The organism is Verrucomicrobiia bacterium, from assembly GCA_035629335.1.
In the GTDB taxonomy this organism is placed as follows: domain Bacteria; phylum Patescibacteriota; class Saccharimonadia; order Saccharimonadales; family Saccharimonadaceae; genus DASUUR01.
The window spans coordinates 103,979-124,719 of sequence record DASPIB010000007.1; the positions used below are offsets into that span (position 1 = coordinate 103,979).

The 20,741-nt window shown below is 44.5% G+C and carries 24 protein-coding genes; 6 read left to right on the forward strand and 18 right to left on the reverse strand.

The annotated features are described in order from the left end of the window. Nucleotides 1–47 precede the first annotated feature (47 nt). The 15 genes from VD907_06375 to VD907_06445 all read right to left on the reverse strand — a co-directional run bounded on the left by VD907_06375 (nucleotide 48) and on the right by VD907_06445 (nucleotide 13,841). Nucleotides 48–380 carry a type II toxin-antitoxin system RelE/ParE family toxin gene (locus VD907_06375; GenBank protein HYG84471.1) on the reverse strand — a complete coding sequence of 111 codons (333 nt, stop codon included), beginning with the start codon at nucleotides 378–380 and terminating at the stop codon, nucleotides 48–50. 530 nt (nucleotides 381–910) lie between these two features. Continuing rightward, nucleotides 911–1,345: a hypothetical protein gene (locus VD907_06380; protein ID HYG84472.1), complete on the reverse strand. Its 435-nt coding sequence runs from the start codon at nucleotides 1,343–1,345 to the stop codon at nucleotides 911–913. A 375-nt stretch (nucleotides 1,346–1,720) separates the two neighbouring features. Next, nucleotides 1,721–2,905: an ATP-binding protein gene (locus tag VD907_06385; GenBank protein ID HYG84473.1), complete on the reverse strand. Its 1,185-nt coding sequence runs from the start codon at nucleotides 2,903–2,905 to the stop codon at nucleotides 1,721–1,723. Between the two features lie 1,214 nt (nucleotides 2,906–4,119). Further along, on the reverse strand, nucleotides 4,120–4,557 hold the full coding sequence (locus VD907_06390) for a hypothetical protein (GenBank protein ID HYG84474.1): 438 nt from the start codon (nucleotides 4,555–4,557) through the stop codon (nucleotides 4,120–4,122). A gap of 464 nt (nucleotides 4,558–5,021) precedes the next feature. Beyond that, nucleotides 5,022–5,333, reverse strand: coding sequence for a hypothetical protein (locus tag VD907_06395; GenBank protein ID HYG84475.1), 312 nt, complete (start codon nucleotides 5,331–5,333; stop codon nucleotides 5,022–5,024). A 141-nt stretch (nucleotides 5,334–5,474) separates the two neighbouring features. Further along, nucleotides 5,475–7,766, reverse strand: coding sequence for a TraM recognition domain-containing protein (locus VD907_06400; GenBank protein HYG84476.1), 2,292 nt, complete (start codon nucleotides 7,764–7,766; stop codon nucleotides 5,475–5,477). Then, complete coding sequence (locus VD907_06405) at nucleotides 7,763–8,323, reverse strand: M23 family metallopeptidase (protein ID HYG84477.1); 561 nt, start codon at nucleotides 8,321–8,323, stop codon at nucleotides 7,763–7,765. Before VD907_06405 ends, VD907_06400 begins: the two co-directional genes overlap by 4 nt. A gap of 72 nt (nucleotides 8,324–8,395) precedes the next feature. Further along, a complete protein-coding gene (locus tag VD907_06410) occupies nucleotides 8,396–10,144 on the reverse strand; it encodes an ATP-binding protein (protein ID HYG84478.1) in 1,749 nt (582 codons plus the stop codon). Between the two features lie 9 nt (nucleotides 10,145–10,153). Next, on the reverse strand, nucleotides 10,154–10,768 hold the full coding sequence (locus VD907_06415; GenBank protein HYG84479.1) for a hypothetical protein: 615 nt from the start codon (nucleotides 10,766–10,768) through the stop codon (nucleotides 10,154–10,156). Then, complete coding sequence (locus VD907_06420) at nucleotides 10,769–11,251, reverse strand: hypothetical protein (GenBank protein ID HYG84480.1); 483 nt, start codon at nucleotides 11,249–11,251, stop codon at nucleotides 10,769–10,771. Further along, a complete protein-coding gene (locus VD907_06425) occupies nucleotides 11,251–12,255 on the reverse strand; it encodes a hypothetical protein (protein ID HYG84481.1) in 1,005 nt (334 codons plus the stop codon). Before VD907_06425 ends, VD907_06420 begins: the two co-directional genes overlap by 1 nt. A gap of 13 nt (nucleotides 12,256–12,268) precedes the next feature. Beyond that, nucleotides 12,269–12,703, reverse strand: coding sequence for a pilin (locus VD907_06430; GenBank protein HYG84482.1), 435 nt, complete (start codon nucleotides 12,701–12,703; stop codon nucleotides 12,269–12,271). Nucleotides 12,704–12,706: 3 nt separating this feature from the next. Beyond that, nucleotides 12,707–13,015 carry a TrbC/VirB2 family protein gene (locus VD907_06435; GenBank protein ID HYG84483.1) on the reverse strand — a complete coding sequence of 103 codons (309 nt, stop codon included), beginning with the start codon at nucleotides 13,013–13,015 and terminating at the stop codon, nucleotides 12,707–12,709. Between the two features lie 118 nt (nucleotides 13,016–13,133). Then, a complete protein-coding gene (locus VD907_06440; GenBank protein HYG84484.1) occupies nucleotides 13,134–13,523 on the reverse strand; it encodes a hypothetical protein in 390 nt (129 codons plus the stop codon). Between the two features lie 87 nt (nucleotides 13,524–13,610). After that, nucleotides 13,611–13,841: a helix-turn-helix transcriptional regulator gene (locus VD907_06445; GenBank protein HYG84485.1), complete on the reverse strand. Its 231-nt coding sequence runs from the start codon at nucleotides 13,839–13,841 to the stop codon at nucleotides 13,611–13,613. A 123-nt stretch (nucleotides 13,842–13,964) separates the two neighbouring features. Here VD907_06445 and VD907_06450 point away from each other — a divergent pair, with 123 nt between their 5' ends. Continuing rightward, nucleotides 13,965–14,402: a hypothetical protein gene (locus tag VD907_06450; GenBank protein HYG84486.1), complete on the forward strand. Its 438-nt coding sequence runs from the start codon at nucleotides 13,965–13,967 to the stop codon at nucleotides 14,400–14,402. Further along, complete coding sequence (locus VD907_06455; GenBank protein ID HYG84487.1) at nucleotides 14,395–14,772, forward strand: JAB domain-containing protein; 378 nt, start codon at nucleotides 14,395–14,397, stop codon at nucleotides 14,770–14,772. The genes VD907_06450 and VD907_06455 overlap by 8 nt, the downstream gene beginning before the upstream one ends. A gap of 123 nt (nucleotides 14,773–14,895) precedes the next feature. Here VD907_06455 and VD907_06460 read toward each other — a convergent pair whose 3' ends face one another. Beyond that, nucleotides 14,896–15,405, reverse strand: a complete 510-nt coding sequence (locus VD907_06460; protein HYG84488.1) for a hypothetical protein — start codon at nucleotides 15,403–15,405, stop codon at nucleotides 14,896–14,898. 893 nt (nucleotides 15,406–16,298) lie between these two features. Between VD907_06460 and VD907_06465 the strand changes: the two genes are divergently transcribed. Further along, nucleotides 16,299–16,727 carry a hypothetical protein gene (locus tag VD907_06465; protein HYG84489.1) on the forward strand — a complete coding sequence of 143 codons (429 nt, stop codon included), beginning with the start codon at nucleotides 16,299–16,301 and terminating at the stop codon, nucleotides 16,725–16,727. A gap of 312 nt (nucleotides 16,728–17,039) precedes the next feature. Further along, on the forward strand, nucleotides 17,040–17,456 hold the full coding sequence (locus VD907_06470) for a hypothetical protein (GenBank protein HYG84490.1): 417 nt from the start codon (nucleotides 17,040–17,042) through the stop codon (nucleotides 17,454–17,456). A gap of 261 nt (nucleotides 17,457–17,717) precedes the next feature. Here VD907_06470 and VD907_06475 read toward each other — a convergent pair whose 3' ends face one another. Then, nucleotides 17,718–18,083, reverse strand: coding sequence for a hypothetical protein (locus tag VD907_06475; GenBank protein HYG84491.1), 366 nt, complete (start codon nucleotides 18,081–18,083; stop codon nucleotides 17,718–17,720). Between the two features lie 410 nt (nucleotides 18,084–18,493). Between VD907_06475 and VD907_06480 the strand changes: the two genes are divergently transcribed. Continuing rightward, nucleotides 18,494–18,895 (forward strand): hypothetical protein, encoded by a 402-nt coding sequence (locus VD907_06480; GenBank protein HYG84492.1) that lies wholly within the window; start codon nucleotides 18,494–18,496, stop codon nucleotides 18,893–18,895. A 369-nt stretch (nucleotides 18,896–19,264) separates the two neighbouring features. Then, complete coding sequence (locus tag VD907_06485) at nucleotides 19,265–19,918, forward strand: hypothetical protein (GenBank protein HYG84493.1); 654 nt, start codon at nucleotides 19,265–19,267, stop codon at nucleotides 19,916–19,918. Nucleotides 19,919–20,191: 273 nt separating this feature from the next. On the opposite strand, the gene VD907_06490 is transcribed toward VD907_06485, so the two are convergent. Further along, the gene (locus tag VD907_06490) at nucleotides 20,192–20,491 is read right to left on the reverse strand and encodes a hypothetical protein (GenBank protein ID HYG84494.1); all 300 of its coding nucleotides are present in this window, start codon (nucleotides 20,489–20,491) and stop codon (nucleotides 20,192–20,194) included. Nucleotides 20,492–20,741 lie beyond the last annotated feature (250 nt).

Genomic DNA, 20,741 nt, shown 5'->3' on the forward strand with positions numbered 1-20,741 from the left:
CTTATAAGTTACACTATGTCAACATGTAATGCAACATAAAAGTTACATTACATCACTTCTGACTGCCTCCTTCGAGCAATATCTAGCTCTTTTTTAGGCGTTTCCTGGGTCTTTTTAATGAATCCATGTAGTAGAATGATCTTCCGCCCGACTACAAACGCATAGAATACTCTTACCTCTTGTTTGCCTCGAACACGAAGCTCCAGGAGCCCATCTCCTAGTGATTTTACATGAGGCATGCCAAGATCACTACCGAATTCTTCTAGAAGGTCTAATTGTCGTCCAAGCTTTGTACTTGGTATTTTTGGCAACTTATCAATAAAATCTTTAACAACTTCATTACCGGTGCTTGTTTTGTAATATTCTATTTCCCAACTCATGATCTTCCTTTTGTTTTGTTTCTCTCACACCCTTACTCCTAATTATACTCTTCAAAAGTTTTAGATTTTTTTGCAAAAACGACGCAAAATAATTAATCTAAACTATTTACCCCAAGCATTCCCATAAGCTGCTTGAAGCCGTACACGCGGAACTTCCCACTATTAACCATTTCGATAGCGTCTCTAAATTGACCGTCTTCGGTCACCAGCAAATCGTAATAGGGGCTGCAGCCGTAAATATCAGCGTCAACAGGGTCAGAGTCTTTGATCGATCGTTTGTGCCCTAAGTTCAGCAGTACCTTAGCTTGACGAAAATCTACGCCAAGCAGACGGACTGTTCGAGTATGACGGCCGGAAGTCTCGGATTTTTGAAATGGGAAATATCTTTCTCTTCACTCCCCCTTCAAGTACTTTAAACCCAACCCTCAAGGTCGCGGCTGTCTGAATCTGCGAACCATTTCTTATATGCCTGCGCAGTTTTTTTCGGCGGTCTACCATCGACAGAGCCTAGATCGGTATAGACTTTTTTCTTAAAGCTTCTTGCTCCTTTTGAATGTCAAACCTTCTTTATAAGCGGCTTCGCCAATGTCGAAAATATCTTTTTTACTGTTGACTAAACGCTCTATCTGCCGGCGTTTGTCGCGGCTGATGTATCTTGTAGTGTGCGGCAATCTACCCCCGTTATATAACTCAGCGACGTACCGTTCATTGAGGGGAAAAAGCCATTTATTGCCAACGACATCAAAAATCAGCTTCTTCATGGCCTCATACTTCAGTGGATTCTCTCGGTGCGTTCTCATGGCCTCTTGCAACACTGGCAAGCTGCATACTACTTCCCATTCTCTCTGTTGGACACCTTCAACCAAGCTCTGCCGGGCTTGCCCCAGCTGCTCCTCGGTAAACTGATTAGATTCGATCAAGTTGTTCCAGACATTATTGTCTAAAAAGAACGTGTCAGCTATCACTACAGCGCCGCCTTTGTTAAACGGCTATATTTTTTCCGTGCATCATCATAGCTTGTTTACTAAGGCCGATCTTTTCAAACGCATCCTCGTCTCGGCCGCCATCTTTAATAAACCGAACAACAAAAATATCCCGTAAGATGCTGACTGAAAAACTTCTTTTCGTATCCCTGCATCACGACCAGCACCGGCTAGTGCTAGTTCGAGTGTGCGGGACGAGAAAGGGAATAATTGATCTGTAATTTTATATTGTCAGCGTGGGGATGATGTTTGTTGCGGTCGCCTGCGTGCAGACCCGTCGCTGACAGTAACTGCGCAATGCCTGAAAGCCCACTTAGACGGATTACCCCCGGATGCACTAACGTCCGGGGTAATTCATTACTTCTCATCCTCCCAAAGTAAAGGTAGTATCGTATCCTTTGTCACCACTTCAACTGGTACACCATACGCACTTGTAAACGCCTTTGTTGATGGAGTAGCATTCGCCTTGTTCCATTTTGTTTCGTAAGCTTTTAAGGTGTTGGTCCCACGCAAAATTATATCCACCTCTCGCTTATCGGTGTTGCGCCAAAACAGCACGTCGAGGCGGCCATTATTCAGCATAAGATTATGCTTGGCAATTTCAATTACGACCCAGTTCTCGAATAGGTCACCAATATCCTGCCTAGTAGGTGTTACGGCAAAATCCTTCAAAAGAGCATTGCGAATACCCATGTCCCAGAAGTAAATTTTGGAGCTTTTCGTAATCTCCTTGGCCCGATTTGTACTATATGGATTCACTCTGAAAATAACATACGATCGCTCAAGTAGTTCAATGTAATTTTCTACTGTTGGACGAGCGATATTAAGATCACTCGCAAGTGTGTTTATGCTCACCTCACTACCAATCCTCTGAGCAAGTAGAAGGAGTAGTCGTCGAATAGGGTCAGGGGACTTAATAAGGCCGCTTTGCAGCACGTCACGCAGCAAATAGTCGGAAGTCAGGTTAAGTAAATAGCGCTCCTTGTCGAGACTCTTGATCGCCTCGGGATAGCTTCCGAATGTCATCTGTTGCAACATTAGAGCCATAATTTGGCTCGAGAAATGCTCTTGAAGGTGTTTTGCCGTGAACTGGGGCGAATACCAAGATTGGTTCCGAATAACTTCTGAGAAAAGGAGCGGGGTAAGATGAAGCTTTTCGTTTCTGCCAGTCAAGGGCTCAGCAGTTTGGTCTAATAGATCTAGGCTCGAAGACCCAAGCAATACGATCTTTGCTCTGACTTTAGCATCATACCAACCCTTAACGATTCGTCCCACTTCGGGCAGGTTTTGTGCCTCATCAATCACGATTAGCGACGGGTTTCCTAAGGAGGCCATGGCATCAGCGGGGCTTAAAGAACCAGCTGCAAGAATACGCGCCCGGTCTATCTCGATGTCGCAATTAAGTGAAACACCTCCCCTTTCTCGAACAAATGGCTCCGTGAGAGTTGTTTTCCCGACTTGTCTCGCCCCAAGAAGAATCACGATTTTATCGTCTTCTAGGAGTTTTGACAGTTCTGTTTCTACTTTTCTTGTTATATACATAACTACACTATACAAAATATCCGTATTATCTGTAAAGTCTAATTACATTATAAAACGCTAAAATCGTTAGAACGGCTGAGCGCGTTAAATCGTTTGGATCGCACTCTGATATACAGTAAGCAATGGAATACACATGTATTGAACCTGACATTTCTACCTACCAAGAAATAATTATTGATATTTGACAATATGTAATGATACCTGCTATAATGGCGACATCACCATGACCGGATAGGCCTAAGGTTTCGACCGACCGCCGATGCCGGTCTTTTGATATTCAAGAGATGATTTTAGCTGACTAAGCTCTACAATATATTTAGAATAGGGCCGCAATAGCTTAGAGTATTTACTATTAGGCGTAAAAACGTGGAGCAGCTTGTTATTTTCTTCGAGAAAATCTATAAGGCAAGCGAAATCCCCGTCGCCGCTGACAATAATTGCTTTGTCATAATTTGGGTACTCAATTGCAGCAGCATGGAGTACAAGTTCGGCGTCAACGTTACCTTTAATGGTTTCTTTGCCATTCTCAAAATACCGAACAGTGGGCTTGAAGATTAGGATAAATCCGGCCGCCTGTGTTGCGTGTAGAGCTTTTGGTTATTAGCAACAAAGATCCGAACCGATTCCAAATCTTTGAAGATGGCAAAATCATGTAAAACAAAAAGAAGCCTAAATTTTGGACTTCTTTCCGCTGTTGAAGTAATCTTGGCTGGAGAGAGAGGATTCGACCATTTAACAAATGAAAGCTGGATAGAAAAGAAAGGCATGCACAATAGCGAAGTTCCTCTTATATAATTGCATAGCTGGTCACAGCTGCGTGAGCTAGAAGGCATATATAGGTCGTGAAGTTGGATGCAGAATTCAAGGAAAGTTAGGCTTCGTCCGTCTTTCTAAGGAAGCTCTATCATCAAAGCCGCCCCGTTCATTAAATTTTTATGCTCGTTTATCTTCAATTTGGTTAGGGCTATACCTGTGAGCTTCGCCAATTGGAGTACTTCCCGGGCATCGGCTAGCTTACCTAGCACACCGGTTGGTCCGGCATCTCTGATCTCCAGACTTTCTTCATCAAATTTGTCGTATAGCGTGCCGATATACTCGACGTCGTCGTTAAGGATATTTTAAAAAAATAAACCCCTCCTACTCAACATCGGACTTTAATGATTCCGAATAATGAATAATTGGGGATGGTGCTATACAGCTTTTAGAGGCTGACTTTAACTAAGAACGGTGCCAGTCTTAAGCACAACTTCGGCGGGTTCATGGTTTGCGCGCCCGCGATTATCGGCTTTTGTCCAAGGACTAATTGTCCAAAACTTAACGGTGATTCCTGGGTTTTTTCCGGACTTGACATCAATTTCTCGGATTTCGACAATTCGTTCTGGATTATTGGTATTAGGCAGTTTTACCTTAACCTTAGGAGCAAAGCCACGCTCCTTAAGCAACTCTAGCAACTGCTGCTGAATTGCTTCTCTTAGATCCGCGCTTGTCATTCCATTAGTAATTGGAACCTGCCACTCGGTAGCTTTCCTGAGGAGTCCAGTGTGGCCGCGAAGATTGTCAAGCCATCGCATAAACTCTTCATCGGTTTGGCCAGCCTTTCGGGTGACACCAAACATCTTAGCCAGTTCTTGATATTCCCGGGGAAGGGACATAGCTGCTCCAAATAAAGATAGCACTCAATTACCAAGATTTATATTAGCACGCACGCCGCCCCATTGCGAGGCCTAAGCATTGGTTGATGATAGATAGATTGTTGATTCGACAATCTTGGAGTGGTAAGCATGAAGTTCGAAGAGCGAGGAGTATATGACAGGCAGATCAACGAAACGACGTCCGGTACCTCTGAGGCTGTTTGATACTTGACTCTTTTTCGACACGCTCATGCAGCCACGAGGCAATCGCTGGAATATCTAACTTGTTCGTAGGTCTATTAAGAGCAGCAACATTTTCACAGAGCATACACCCAACTCACGCTTGAGGGCAACGGTAAAAAATCTCTGCACCCGCAATCCTGTATAAGCTGCATTCCTTTCGCTGGAGAATGGGAGATATTCCAACTATTTAACGAAGATCTTCTCAAATTAAAAGCATATTCAGGAGCTTAGTCTATTGCTAATTAATCTTTAGAAAGACTCAAATATTTTTCAAATAGTTCTTTAGCTTCAGTTTTTGGAAGGCGTACTGTTTCATCGTTTCTAAATTGAGAAGAAAAAATGACTTCTTCCCCTTTGAACACTACAGAGTGTTCATCACCGTGTACTTCCCAGGGTGTATTATTCTCAATTGCTGCAATCGCGTCCTCCCAGATAGCATGGAATTCTCCTAAGTTATCAAAGATTCCTTCAATCATGTAATATTTACGAGGGGCGTAAAAACCGACGACGCCTTTGTCGTCTTTTTTAATCTCGATCTCTTCTAAAATACTCATCTCTTCTCCATGCTAGAATGTACTCACTGTTTTGTCATCAAGGAGGTGAAACATTCAACCTTTTCGAGTACAAAAATAGAGTTCTATGATTATCTCTGGAATAGCGATCGAGATTTGATAGTTTTCGAGTTTAACTTCGGATTACTTAGTAATCTCGTACTTACGGCCATAGCGCTCCCGCGAAGAAAGAATGATTTTCTTAGCTGTCTGGAGTTCACCGCTTCCATCAAGCTGTATTGTTTGACCCGATACCGGCTCCTGAGATTTTATAGCATTAAGTCGAACGTAGAAATTAAACGCCGGTAAGTTTTGTATTTCACTAATATCAATACTTGGCTCAAATAAGTGACCGAGGTGTCGGCGATCATCTAAGCTCGCTGTCTGAAATAGCACAATAGTGCCTGAGTTTGCCACGATAGTGCTGATCATTTTTTCATCGTGCTGCTGGGAGAGTGTTTGCTGCGCCATATTCATGCTGATGCCGTACTTACGAGCTTCGGCGAGCATCTCAACAAATGATGGAGTAGCAAAGTTTTGGAATTCATCGATATAGATATAGACCGGTGTCCTATCTTCCTTCTTCATATTCGCCCGTGCGAGAGCTGCCATTTGTATTTTTGCAAGTAGCATTACGCCAAATAGTTGCGATGTATCTTCGCCAATTTTACCTTTTGCAAGATTGCAGATCAGTATCTTTTTTGATGCCAGCACGTCATTGAAATCGATGGAAGACTTTGGATAGTTCATAATACGTTCAGCGTAAGGAGCAAAGATAAACCGGCTCAGTTTTGTTGTCACACCTTGCATCATTTTAACGCGCTGCATTGCACCCGCTGCGCCAACTTCGTGCACCCAGTAATCGCGTAGATTTTGGTCTTCAAGTTTCAAGACAGCTTTCTTTCGAAATACTGGATCGTTAATAAGCTTGTAGAGAGTAAAGATTGTCGGATCTTTTAATGTTAATGCTGTCTGGATTGTATTCCGTAAGGCTGCTTCCACTCTGCTGCCGCTATCGTCGCCGTCGGAGAAGACTTTACGGAATACCGTAATAAGGGTTTCAGTAACTAAATCTTTCTGGCGCAGTAATTCATTGCCGGTTACTTCTTCCGGAATCTCGAGCATATTGAGCGCAACTGGATAGTCGATATCATCGGGGTTAAAATAAATGACATCGTCAATTCTACTTTCGGGAATTCGCTTCAGGATATCTTCTGCCGCATCGCCGTGTGGGTCAATAAAAATAACGCCATGACCATTGTTAATATCCTGAATAATCTCATACTCCAGCATGGTCGTTTTACCGCTGCCAGTTTTTCCGATGTAAAGTGCGTGACGTGCTCGTTCTTCAGTTGTCAGGCCTATTTTATATTTCTCACCGAAATGATTTGTCTGACCGAGAATAACACTGAAGTCGTTCGTACCGCGAAGCGATAATGGTGCGGGCAGTGTTCGGCTCAGTGACTTATTGATGTTTTCGGTTCGGTTTTGGTTAGCAGGGAAGTGATAGATATTCGCAAGTTCCAAGGATGAGAATATATTGGAATTCTTGTGGATTATAGCTGGCATTCGATGCACGAAGCACCATTCCCGGTACTGGCCGCGAATATTCTCGGGAAAATTATAACGGGCTTTCAGGGTTTGGACTTTGGGGATGTCAAAAGCACGCATAGTTGATTCGATTGCGTGCATGTGCCTTATTTTACTCTGAGGAGATTGCGCCACGACTCGTACGCGTAAGTCTGTACGAAACAGCATGCCATAGCCTTTATTGTGTGTCGCTTCCGAAACTTTATAAAATTCAAAATAGCGCTGGACAATTGCCGCCATATTGCGAATCCGAGCTGGAGCAATCACAAGCTGCAGAGCCATTTGTTCACCCTCAGCCAGTTCGTTCATCGAAGTTGCAATAAAGGCAATTGGATCGTGTTTTTCAAAGGAGTCGATAGTTCGAATCGGCAGTGCATAGTGTTTTGTTTGTTTAAACTCTTTAACTAGAGTATGCTGACCGCGTTTTTGCAGTGGATCATCAATACGTGAAAGCTTCGCATCACTCAGGTAGGCGAGAATGCTACGCTCAATCGCAGCCGCCTCCCGCTCACTTGTGCCAATAACATAACGAATACCATTCGATTTACTGGCGATTATCTCAAGTGAGAAAACGGTATTACGGCGCAAGACACGGTGACGGAAACGCTTCGTTGAGCTCAGTGTGCTCACCAAATTAAATAATTGCTCCATGGCTTCAGGTGATTTACTAACCGTACGTGGTGGTGTGACTTCGATAAATACCTTTTTCTGGCTAAATATTCGTTTTAGATCAGATAGCCGTACCCAAAGCGCAAATCCGAAAACACCGAGGCAGACGAACGCCCCGATGAGAGCGTAAAAAATGATTGTCTCTTGGCTGCCTAGTGTTCTTGTGAATTCTATCATTCGCGCACCTCAGGCTGGGGATTGCCAATCAAAAAGGATCGTGGATTGACGGGAATACCGCCAACGCGAATTTCAAAATGGAGGTGATCGCCATCCGCCCAACCTTCTTCACCCTGCTCGCCTAACGCATCTCCCGGTTTCACTTTCTGCCCGACCTTCACAAAATGTGACCGCATATGAGCGTAAACGGAAGTAATATTGTGCCCGTGATCAACATGCACGCAGTGGCTGCCGCAAGATTCTGAATTGCCACCAGCGTGACTCACCGTGCCAGCCATAACCGCACTGATCGGTTTCCCTAATCCACCATCGATGTCTATGCCTGAGTGCGCTTTCTGATATGGTAGATTCGGTACACCAAATTCCTGGGTAATAACACCTCGCATCGGCCAGGTGGTCGTCGCATCAATAACTGCTATTACTTTTCCACTTGGCCCCCGTACTTCAACCTTATGTGTGACGGGATTTACTGAGATGATAGCGTCAGATACAGCCCGGGAATTATTATTAAGTAAGCCAAGGGTGGCGAAGATAGGTAGTAGGACAAGCACTGCCATTACACCGAATGAAGCGCTCAGTTCTCGGCGAAAGGACCAGGCAATAGAGCCGATTCTCGCAAACTGCACTAGCTATGACTCCTGACGGTGCACTTCAAGTGGGTTCGTGGTAATAAGCGGATGCTCAGCTTCAGAAGCGGTTACTTGCAGTGAAACATGATGCTGATCGGCAATAATGAGCGCATCGCCGCGGCTCGCAGAAACCAATAGATCTTTTTCAAAGTCACTGAGCCGGAACTCTCGGGCGACTTGTTCTATGGTGGTTTCGTCCTGGTGCATCAAAATTCGCAGTGAACTTTGAGCGGCAATCGCCTGACCATCAGGATTGGCCAGAAAGTCATTGGGGTGCTGCGATATGATTGATACACCTAAGTAATACTTCCGTGCCCGCCGAACAAGTCCAGCGAGAAAACGCGAACTCTCATGGTGCTGCAATAGTAACCAGCCTTCATCAATTACTAGGAGTCGTCGTTCCGGTCGCAGTTTGACGGTGTTCTGTACAAAGTTAGCAACGATCATCATCATGATCTTTCGCATTGATTCGGGTAAATCTTTGATGTCGAATACCACTAGACGATTATCGAGTGCGATGTTGGTCTGGCAATTAAATACGTCTGCCAGTGTTCCGGTAACAAAGCGCTCCAGGCGCTTACAAAGGCTGGTTTCTTTTTGTTTCTTCAGTTCATCAAATAAGTTTTGCAGTTTCGGAAACTTTACTTTCTTATACACGACCAATATCGCTTTATCTAGCGCAGCCTTTTCGGCAGCGTCTAAACCATCAACCATCAGGGCGATGACATCAATCAAATCTTGGGCGTGAGCAGAGATGTCTTCCTTATTTCGTGAAGTGGTGGCCATATCGAATGGATTCAACTTCTGTGCTGAGTCAGGGGAGAGCTTGATATATGTTCCATTGACTGAATGGGCTAAGTTTTCATACTCTCGTTCCGGATCGATCACGATTACTTTTGTGCCTTGCATCAATTGACGCAGAATCTCAACCTTACTCGTATAGCTTTTGCCACTACCAGATGTAGCGAAAGTAATACTGTTCGCGTTATGAAGGGAAAAGCGGTCAATAATGACCAGCGAGTTATTTGACTTATTGACACCATAGAGGATGCCGTTCGGTTGGACTAATTCGGATGACACGAACGGGAAAGTGAGGGCGGCCGTGTCGCTGTCGAGGTTCCGTTTTTGTTTTAAGGCATCTTCAGCTCGCGGTAAGGTCGACTGCAATCCTTCGACTTGCTGATACTGCGCAGTTTTAACAATAAACAGTCGCGCGCTGAGAGCAGACTTGAGCATGTCGGTAAGGTCATTTAGATCATCGAGAGTGTCGGCTAGTATTGTGGCGTAAATAGACACGTGGAATAAGCGCTGCTGTCCACGGCGGATAGCATTCCGTAACTCCTCGGCTGCTTCGAGTGGATCAATTATTTCAGCACCGATTATGCCGCCGTCTTTTAGTTTTGCTCGTTTTTGTGATTCGAGCTGTGTAATCTTGGTTTCAAGTTTCTTCAGTGCTGCATTGGAATCTGCCTGATCAATAAAATAGGAGACGTCAATATTATGATTTACATGCGTGAGAGAATCTAACCAACCGGCTTCAGCCGTAAACGGATAGCCGGCCAGAAATAGCGTTCGACGGTACTGTCCATCGATGACCAAATGATCTGGTGCCTCCTCCATACCAGCATAGGAAATAAAGTCCATTGGATCTTGTTCGCCAAAATCCAGAGTATGGACTTTAGCTTGGTCTGCGCGCGTTTGTTTTATATGCTTGATCGTATTTAGTGGATTCACGACTTTAAGTTTCATAACTACCCTCTAAAAGTAATTCTGATTAAGTAATGCTAAGGTTCGTTCGGTAATCGGTTGCAACTTCGCTTCTTTTGGATTGTACGAAGCGTAAAACAAATCAAGAATTTGAAGGCTACTGAGGGCACGGCATTTGATACCAACATTGCCAAGTCCGCGCTCAACTATCGTTAGACGGTTGACTAGCTGTTCGCGCACTACTTCCATGGTTTCCTTTCCGTTGGCCGTATAGGGAATAATCAAATAAAAGCGGCGAGAAAGAATTTTGTTGGTTTTCACTAAGCTTTTAACGTATTGCCTGTAGTTCGCTATTTGCGACTTATATATCAGCACCTGCTCAGTTGCTTGCTTTTGTTCAAAAATTTTATCGTAGTCATCAATATCTAATTGCCGTACTCGTTCAAGGATTTGGATAGGGAAGGATAGTGAATTAAGAAATGCCCGATAGATATCAATTGTCACATCCTGCTCCGCCTGGCTCATAAGATGAAAGTTAATCGACGATGTTTCAATGATCACCCTGTATTCACGATTGGGAAGTGATAAGATGCCATCTTCAACCCCTTCAATTGCAATTTGATGTCTGGATGAGCCTTTCTTAACGAACTTCTTTAATGCGAACATTCATTCTTCCTTTCTGCCCACCACAAACTTTAAATGTGCATCAGTACTATGCGCGAGACTCTCAAGTCGTACTCGCTCTTTTTCTCCGAGAGTTTTTTCTTGCAGCTTTAATGTTGTCGATGAAACCGTATTAGGATTCGGTTGCTCAGGTGCTACTAGCAGCAACTTATTTGAGCGTAAGTACAAACTATTCTTGTCGTAAACGTAATACCTCGGACGAGACAGATATCTGACAAGTAACAGTAGCCACTGGGCAATGATTCGATCTCTGATTCGGATAGCTAATAGGCAGCCGGTACCTAAAGCTATTCCTGCAATAACCAGCTTATAGCCGACAACCTGACCAGATGGCGGGAAAGATACGGCGAGCAAAAAAGACAATAGAGTCGGAATGCCAATGAGCGCGGACTGTTGGACACTTAAATTGCCAACGATTTTATCTTCGACAGTGGTAATTTGAGCGGGGACAATAGAAACACGCATTACTTTTTGTCACTCTTATTTATTGATTCGCGTATACCCTTGCTGTTTGACGGAGGGCTTATGGGGGTGGTGGCTATATTTACGGCAGGAGTCGGCTTTTGAATTGTCATCTCCTGAGAACGGTTTTTAAATGCCTGAGCTGCGCTGCCAGCGATAGTATCCGGAGAGGCATTACTAATAATCCGAGCCGACCCTGCAAAAGCAGGCATAGGAGCAGGTATGCGACCACTGTCGGGTGTATTCCTCATAAATCCTGGATTCTGCTTTGCGGTAGCTGCCATATGGCTGGCGCTTCGAACAAAAGTACCGCCAAGCCTTCTAAGAGAATTATTGCCTGAGCTAATGATGGCCATTTTATCTATTTCTCGACCAGAGGCAATGAGCACGAGGATAGTGGCAATACCAACCAGTGCCGACATAAACGGATTATTATCCGCCTTGAAGATACCGGCGAAAACGGAGACTGCGAGCATCAAAATAACCAGATGGACAAACAAGACAAAAATGACGGTGAGGTAGCGTTTCGCCGCCGCTATAGAGAAGTCGCGGAAACTCGGTAAGAGCCAAAGCAGTACGACCAGCGGTGATAATACAGCACCTAGGTATAAAATGACAATCCGCTTTAAGTAGTAGATGAGCAGGACGAGCGTCAATACTATAAGAAAGGCAAGAAGCAGGAGGATGCCGATCGATAAGGTTGAAGCTGAGGTGATCATACCAAGGATTGATGTCCAGATGATTTCGTTCGACATGCCTAGAAGGAGAGCTTGTACCATTGCATTTGAGACGGTTATAACGGCGTCGATTATAAAAATGGATAGATTAGCAACAATAAACGTGATAACCAGCTGTGGCATAAATGTCCGAAGATCAACTTCATCAAGCCCAAGTGCGGAGGCGCTCATGATTTTAAAGCCGAGTGCCGCAACGACGAGCAATAGGAGCACATCAGCAATGGCCACTATTACCATCCATAAATTAAATACCGCACCGTTTTGCGCCATGAGAGGCGTGGCACTAGTGAACTGCTTGAGGGTATCTATGATTGGCTTTTCCTATGGATTCCACTGACGACTTAACGAAGCCTGTAATCGCTGCATTGACCATATCTTTCAGTGCGTTACCCTCGTGTGGCTTGATTGGTGGATTTTCTGTAACTTGTTGTTCTTGGACTGGCTTTGCTTGGTATGCATTTTGCATTAACCCAACTATCGAAGTTGCGCCTAAGACAATAACAAATCCTATAAAAGAATTACGAAGTGTTTTCTTGGCTCGTTCTATCTTTTCAGGATTGCCACTACTGGTTATGTAAAAATAACCGCCAACGACTACAAACAAAAGACAAACAATACCAGCTATGACCGACATGGTGTTAAAGACTGGAGAGACGCCAGATCGTGAAGCTTCAGTGGCGGCTTCGGCATTTGCTAGCTGAAGGAGATGTTGAAACACTTGCTACCCTCCGAATGACGAGCGGGCGATACCCGCCACGAAATCTACGAGTGTGTAGGCCGCTAAAACAATTACCAGCCCAATACCTGCATACTTTAATGTGCTTTTAGCCTCTTCCAGCTTATCTGGCTTGCCAGTGCTGGTGACGTATTTAAAGCCCCCATACACTACAAACGCTACTGCTACTGCACCTACAATCCCTATGGCAGTTTTGACTATCTCTTTTATGAAATTCTCTGCTTGAGCAGCGGCATCAGCAGCATAAGCTACTTCACCATTTAGTAATACAGTTGCAAGTGCAATTACGGTCACGGATATAGTTACAAGTTTTAGCCTCATCCTTAAATGTCCCCTGTGAATGATTATGTTCAGGGACATTATAACAGACTAGAAAAATAATCAAAATTATTTCTTGATAAGCATAAACGCTTTAAAAATCTGGACAATTCTTGTTTATATAGTCTGTCCGGCGGCCTTCAGAAGATATAGTTCCAAATCCTGTCTCTAAAGTTTTGGATGGATCGTCAAGGATGATCTCATAACCTTTACGGATAGTTGTTATATCTGGTCTAATATCGTCAGGAGAAACGGCTTCTAATTTACTATATGCACTCAATGATTCTTCGTGATTTGCGCCACTTTGTAAACTTGATTTATTTTCTACGGCGACTTTACAGAAATTTGCAACTGACCTTTCAGGTTGACTAATTATGTAAATCATTATGATTAAAATAATCAAAAAAAGTAATGATATAACAGTAGTTTTTCTTCTGTGCGTTATTAGAGAACGCTTCAAGCTATGCTTGTCAATTTGAGCCATCTTTTTAACCTGCATTATTTAGTCTCCTGATATTGCTGTGAATTCGACTGGCATATATCCATTTTATCATTGCCTGATAAGCGATATTCAGAGGCCTTTAAACAGCGCGTCTATAGAAACGTTTAAGCCTTCGGCAAGCTTGTGCAGTGTTGTTAGCCGTGCCCATCGCCGACCTTGTTCGATCGCACCAATGGAATCAACCGCTAAACCTGTTTTTGAAGAGAGCTGTTCCTGTGTCATGCCCTGCTCCCGTCTCAACTTCGCTATCCTCTTGCCAAAAGATGCAAGATATTTACTCTCTTGTGTTGGTCTACTCATTACCTCTAGATTACGGAATCCGTACTAACAGTAACAGGGACTACTAGTCAAGGTTAAGATAATAATGTATGATGAATTATGATTATCGTACTACTAGTACGGCTTCAGTGTTAAGGATAATTCATGCATGGCTTAGTGATAAAAAGATATTCAATAATTAAAACTTCATTATCTAAAAAACTAGCAGAGGATGCTGCTGAGTTCCCATATCAAGGAAAAATCGCCGTAGTTGCCCTGGCGCCAAGCAAAACTCTTGCATCAACGCGAAAGCAATGGCTAGGGCTTATTCGCAGAATGAAAAGTGAAAAGGCGAGCACCCTTGACTCAGAAAAGAAGCGCATAATTAAGGTCAAATTAGATTGGATGCAGCAGCTCAAATTTACAGCGAAACCGCCTATGGACACACTCGAGCTTGGTATATCTTTTGCAACAGCGGATGACTTTGTCCGTAACCCGCCAGACTGCCAGATAATTTTTATAACTTACCAATTCGAGCGTGAGAAACTTCATATGCTGACTAGTTGGATGCCACCGAAAGGCCAGGTGATCATTTATGAATAATGTCCGCTTGCCAGTTGACGGTATGCTTCCGCATTTGAAGTTCATCCGGAATAAACAACAAGAATATTTGATATGCATATCGTTAAATAGTGTCGATAAGATTATTGCTCGACATGTAGTTACGATTGGCTTATTGAATGCTACCATGATCCATCCCAGAGAAATATTTGGGAGATGTTTAGAAGATCGAGCCGCTTCGGTGGTTGTTGCCCATAACCATCCTTCAGGTGATCCAATTCCAAGTGACGGAGATATAGTAGCAACCCAACAGTTAGTTGCAGCTGGAATAGTGATAGGTATCCCAGTCAGAGATCATATCATTGTAACAAGAAAAGAGTACTATAGTTTCTATGATCGGCGCATGCTTTAGATTTTTGACGCGATCAAGCATAGATTCATTCTGTAATGGCATGTGGCAGATTTTATGTAAAGATAATATAGAGCGGCCCCGAGCGTCGAAACGCTCGGGGCTAGTGCACCACTCTCTAGGTGGTTAGTTGGTGACAGGCGCCACCATGACCGTGCGGGTCGGCGGGTTCTTGCCGTCGGTGGGGCAGTTCAGCCTGTCGAAGTCGCGCGTCACGATGTGCCCACAGAGCGCACAGACGACAACCTCTTGTGGCCAGACCGAGGAGAGCTTCTCTTCGGTGGTGCCTGACAGGTGCCGGGTGAGTGCGTCAGCGAACTGCCGCACGGTCTCGATCTCTGCGCTGTTCCAGTCCTCGTAGTCCACCATGCGCGTCTCGCCGACGGGCCACTTGTGGTTCATCACCACGACGGTGTCGTAGGACATTTCCAACCGAATGAACTGCTCCTCGCGAGAAGGAGCGACCATGATCTGGCTCACAGGGTCGCTAGACCTCTGGCCAATCTGGTAGATGTCGCCATCGTCGAAGGACTGGCTGGAGTAGAACCTCGCGCGCTGCTCTGCGACAGCCTTGACGGCTGACATCAGTTCGGAGCCGGTGGTGGTTCGCGGGAGTCGCACGGTGAGCTTGGCCATGATTAACCTCCGAGTGGGGGAGAGGTGCAATGTAGTGTCGTGCATTTCGCAGACACGCGTCAGTAGACGATAATTAATCTTACCATAAAAAATCTATATTGTCAACTATTAGTACTGAATATAAGTATTATAATGCTCTTGGAACTAGTATGAGATTAGTAGGGTGCAGTACATCGAATTGGTTTTAAGCGGAAATCAGAGACGAGATGACCAAATGGAGAGTTATACTACCAGTACTTAATCAAGATCTACAAGCGGGTAGAGATGCTCTAATCAACTAGGCTACATGGCGTCATCTATCGTTGAGGAATTTGCATAACAGAATCAGATGAATATAGTGAAGGCCTGCGTAAAAGGAAGATTGTGCTCTTACTAATGCAATGTGACATCGATTATAGCCTTAGGATATATGTAAGGCTTAGCCCAGTCTTATTGTTTATTTTACGAGTCGCGATCTAGAACCAAATTATATGTATGAAAACTGAAACTATATGCATGGTTGTCTGCAAGTCATTTATTAGATATATAAACTTGTGTGAATACAAAATTATAGCAGTGTATTTTTGGTCGGAAGCACAAAGCATTCTAACGCATGCAGAAAAGCCATAGAATATCTAAAATAGAAGACACCGGAGGACCGCTATCTTCTTATCTAAATTTCTATACGGTACCCTTAACGTATTTTTTGCTTCGACATCTGGTCAGGAGGATTAGCTAGTAATACATTTATTTTAGTTCAGAGAATAGATCTGAAACTTAATCTAAAAGAATGCCCCCTTCCTCAACGTGAGAAAAGAGGCATCCCGAACAGATTGTCAGTGTCGAACGCAACCCCTGGTCCTACCGGTCACCTCGGCCAGCAGCAGGCGTAGGTATCCGATGTCACTGTGCGCGTGGAGTTCGAAGATGGGTGTAGCGTTGGCACCGCAGAACAACTGAACCCTGTGCGTTGCCGACGTGTCATCTTCGTGGTTGATGACCAGCTTGACAGAGTGGCCGAGGCCAGTGACGCTCAGCATCTCGAAGCCGTTATCGTCAGCTTCGAGCAGCGCATCCTTGCTGGTTCTGACGCTGGCCGGGTCCAGCAGCCTGGCGATCACCTGCATCTCGAAACGTCTATCGAGCATGTGCTCAGCACAGTGCTGCAGAGCCTCATACGGCGAGGCGCCGTCGGGCACGCTGGGCTTAGGTGCATGCCTGCTCGAGTTGTTCACCAGCCAGTCCCAGTACAGGGAGGGCACGTGACTTACGAAGCTGGTGTCCGGGAACTCGATGCCGTTTACCGTGGACGTACGCATTTGCGATATCTCCTCAGGCAGTGAAGCATCAGTAAATAATATTATACATAAAAAACTATTGTAAGTCAACTATGATTAGAGATGCCTATACTCCATAGGTCCTATTCTTAATAATAAAAGCAGGAAAAATATAAAACCATGAAATAAATTAATAGCCCTTCTTACGGGCAAGCGAACGATCACAATACTTGGTGCAGTATTGTTTTAAATTCCCATTTGGTGCGCCTGGTGCCATTCAGGGGTGAGATAAGTGGGTATACGAAATTAATTTTGGATATTGCGCATTTGACATCAGTAATATTTAATTGAAGATGATTCTGCGACAAAGGAGAAGTTGTGACCGTCTCGCACGAGAAGCTTGTGGAGCTTTTTACAGAGAGGTTTATGCGGACTACCTTTTATCCGGCAGATGTTAAGGAGCAAATGAGCAAGCTATCTGGCAAAGAACGAATGGCGGCTCTCGAAGCAATTCGCCGTGTGGCGATTATCAAACCAGATTTGCCTGTAAGTTTGGTACATATTACATGGTGGGAAAATCGGGATAACTACTTCGTGCTTTGTCTTGAGCTACTCGACTATCTCAGACCGCTAGATATGCATCGGGCAATACTACAAATTGCAGATGCACTGAAAGCCGGCGGGGTATTTTCAGGCTCGAAGATAGTACGAGACACTGTTGAGCGCATCCAACGGCATGGTCCAAAAGTTATACAGGAGCTATTTGGAAAACATAAACTGATCGAACTTAGCTAGCCTGCCCCAGCACCCATTAACGATAACATATCGCTAATGGGTGTTTATAATGACCGAGTATTCCGTCTGATTTAAATGATGCCTTACTCAGATACAACATTTATCAGTTTGGCAATCTGAGATTGAAATTAAGACATTGAAAAAATTAATAGCACGATAAAATTTAAGCTTTTATAGATTAATAATTACTGGGATTTGCTTTCAAGCTCCCGGCCGCACATACTACGTGCGACCGAGAGCTTGAATTAATTGTGTAGATGGTTACCCTAGGTTCAAGCCTTCAACTCGCGAAGGGTCGAGCTTACTTCCACCAGGAGGGTATAGAATAGTGATCTCGCCAACAATACTCGACACCAGGCGCATGCGACCATCTCCCATATCGCTAACTGCGTAGATGAGAAGACCCGCCTCATAGGTTAGGTCTGTATCATTTACCCATCGGCTCGGTACTGGCCGGCCGAGCCCCTTCGCCATCCACTTGAGTGTTGCTTTAAAGGTTGCACCACCCCCGCTGCCTTCCACGGTAGCGGTTTTGATTTCGCCGCGGAAAATATAATCCTTTCGCGGGTTCTGTACCTCGATTTGACCACTCGCATAGCGTGCGGCAATTTCAGGCGTCAGCTTCACTTTCTAATTCCTTTTCTCGAGCTGGATGGCTATTGGCATTATGAAATACATGCGTAAAATCGTCAATACATACAAATTACCATCAAAGTGGGTTATTCGACAGGATATTGTTTGATAGGAGCTGAATGAAATCGGTAACGTTAAGGGTTATTTGTATAATTTAGTCCACCCGCTTCAATTGGAATGTGCCACATATTCAGCCGTAGTACCTAGCTTGATTTATTATGTGACCGGGCATACTCCATCATGGAGAAGGTGAATTCAGTCAAGCCAGCAACGATGACTAGAGCTAATATCGCTCTTAATCTACCGTATTTTACTGAACTTAATGGCAACGCGCCATTTTGTAAAAAGTTCATTTATTCTGATAGACTAGAACAGGCCCCACTACCATCTAGAAAGGCATCGCTATGGCAGATGTTAAGGGTAACATCGCTACTCTTATTGATCCTAACCGCAAGGTGCTGGCGCTATATATTATGCGCACAGGGCTTTTTAGGAGGACGCCAAGTCTCAGTAGGAGAATTGCAGATCTTCACAGTAAAGTTGATTCTTGTGTAAGTGACTTCATTGTCGTCTATGATGACGATGAAATTATTGTTATTGTTGACACTAATCAGGCGAAGAAGGATCAGCAAGCATTTAACGAGCTCACTCGGCAGATTCGCCTGTTGCTGGCAGAAGGCGGGGCTTATACTGAAGTCGAGTATCCAGGCGATCCTCAGTATGATCCCCGTAAGATTTATGACAGCGATAATTATGGGGGCTTTAAGGTGGCACGAAAGCGGCAACGCTTCTTTCGTCCACGGTAACACGCTGTAACGAGACTGCTTTGTCAGGTCATATGACCTGGCGAAGCAGTCCTTTTCAAATTGAGATTAGAAAGTCACGATTGCCTTCGCCTCTATCGAATAGATCTGTCTGATAGCGCTTCAAATCGCAGTATTGGTTAGCTTAGTATTTACGCTAGTAGGTATTCTTTTATAAGACGTTTATCAAGAAAAGAAGAATTAGAACGTGCAAAGGAAGAATTATATCAGGGTATCGCACCAGCTTCGAACGCCATTAAAATCTTTTGTAATAGAGACCACTCATGTGTCGATAATGAGGGTAATTAGACGAATTGCTTCTTTTATAATTGTAGTATATACTATACTGGTTCCGCATAGCATGGAGGCATCATGACGCGGTGGGATCTGAAGATTAATGAAGTCGCAAGTGGTCAGGTGGTGAATATTCCGCCAGCAGCAACAAGCGTACTCATTGAAGGCGATGTATGCGTGAACGCTTCACTACAAGGTGCGGCAAAAAATCTGAGAGTACAGATTAACGGTCATGTGAAGCCAGACTCGAACATCAACCTTAAGGGCCCAAACGCTTCGCTCAAAGTAAAGCGAAGCATCAGTGGTGCGGTTATCTTGTTGGAAGGCTGTTCCTTTAATGCCGTCGGTAACGCTGGATGGCTCGATCCGAAGACCCACGTGCATACGCGCGGAGCTTGTTCGCAAATTGAAATTGGAGGGCGAGGTCATGGCTATCTAGTGGTGGAGCCGCATGAGCGTGAAAGTATTAAGGTGCGACTGGAACGCGATGTACAGATCGTTGCACCTGCGCCTGTCATGCGCAGCGCAAACTGGCTTCCACACCTTCTTCCAGGCATGGTTCCCCAGTTGCCGGAATACGATCGGAAACGATCGTCAGCAATTTATGGTGCCTTTACTATCCCGGCGTTTAATCGGCAGTATCGAGAGTACTTGGCGAAGCTTCCGTCACTCCTTAACGCTAAATGCGCGTACTGTAGTGATCTTCGAGCTACACTGAGCAAGCTTCAGTAATACCTCGGCCGATAGCTGAAGTAGGGCAGTGCACGAGATTATTCTCTGCACTGCCCGTTTAATTTTGTTCAAAATAAATACGCTAAAAAGGCAGCGGAGAGATCTCCATCTTGCCACTACTCATAGCTTGCAGTTTGGAATAATTGCAAGACTATTAAAAAGGCCCGTGGTGTTGCTTTCGCAATCCACTGACGGCCAAGGTTTCGCGTGAGTCGTTCACGCTGACAAATGTGTAGGATCTAGGACGAGCCTATTGCATGAGGTTACCTTTGATTAAGGAGCTCGAAGTTGTGAGATACCATGCGCCAACGGGTTATTGTTCGACTGGTCAATTACTTGACCACTGTCAAAACCTGCCTGCACTTGGTTTGCAAGCTTGACATCTTCCTCCATCCAGTCCTTCAATGCCGCCATATTTTGCACGACACTTGCATCGGAAAGGTACGTGTAAGCTGTACTGTCTGCGCCAAACACGGCCTGAAGCGTACTAAAGGCGGCCGTCCATTGCGTTGACGGTACGTGAACCCCGAATGACACCCATTCATCGCCGCGACGGACCAAAGCATGGTACATGACTACTCCTGAACCTGTCGTGTGAGCAGAGAAGGTATACTCGCTGTCTATTTACACTCGAGTTTAAAATATCATACAAAATAATTACGCATTAGTCAAGTAACAGTGCTGTCTTAGCTGTAATTGATGAAGTAATTTATATAAGAGTGTGTACGAAATCAAATTTGAACGCTGCGTAATTCAGGGTAGTAGTATTAATTGAGGATGACTCTGCGACTAAAGGAGAAGTTGTGGCTGTCTCTTACGATAA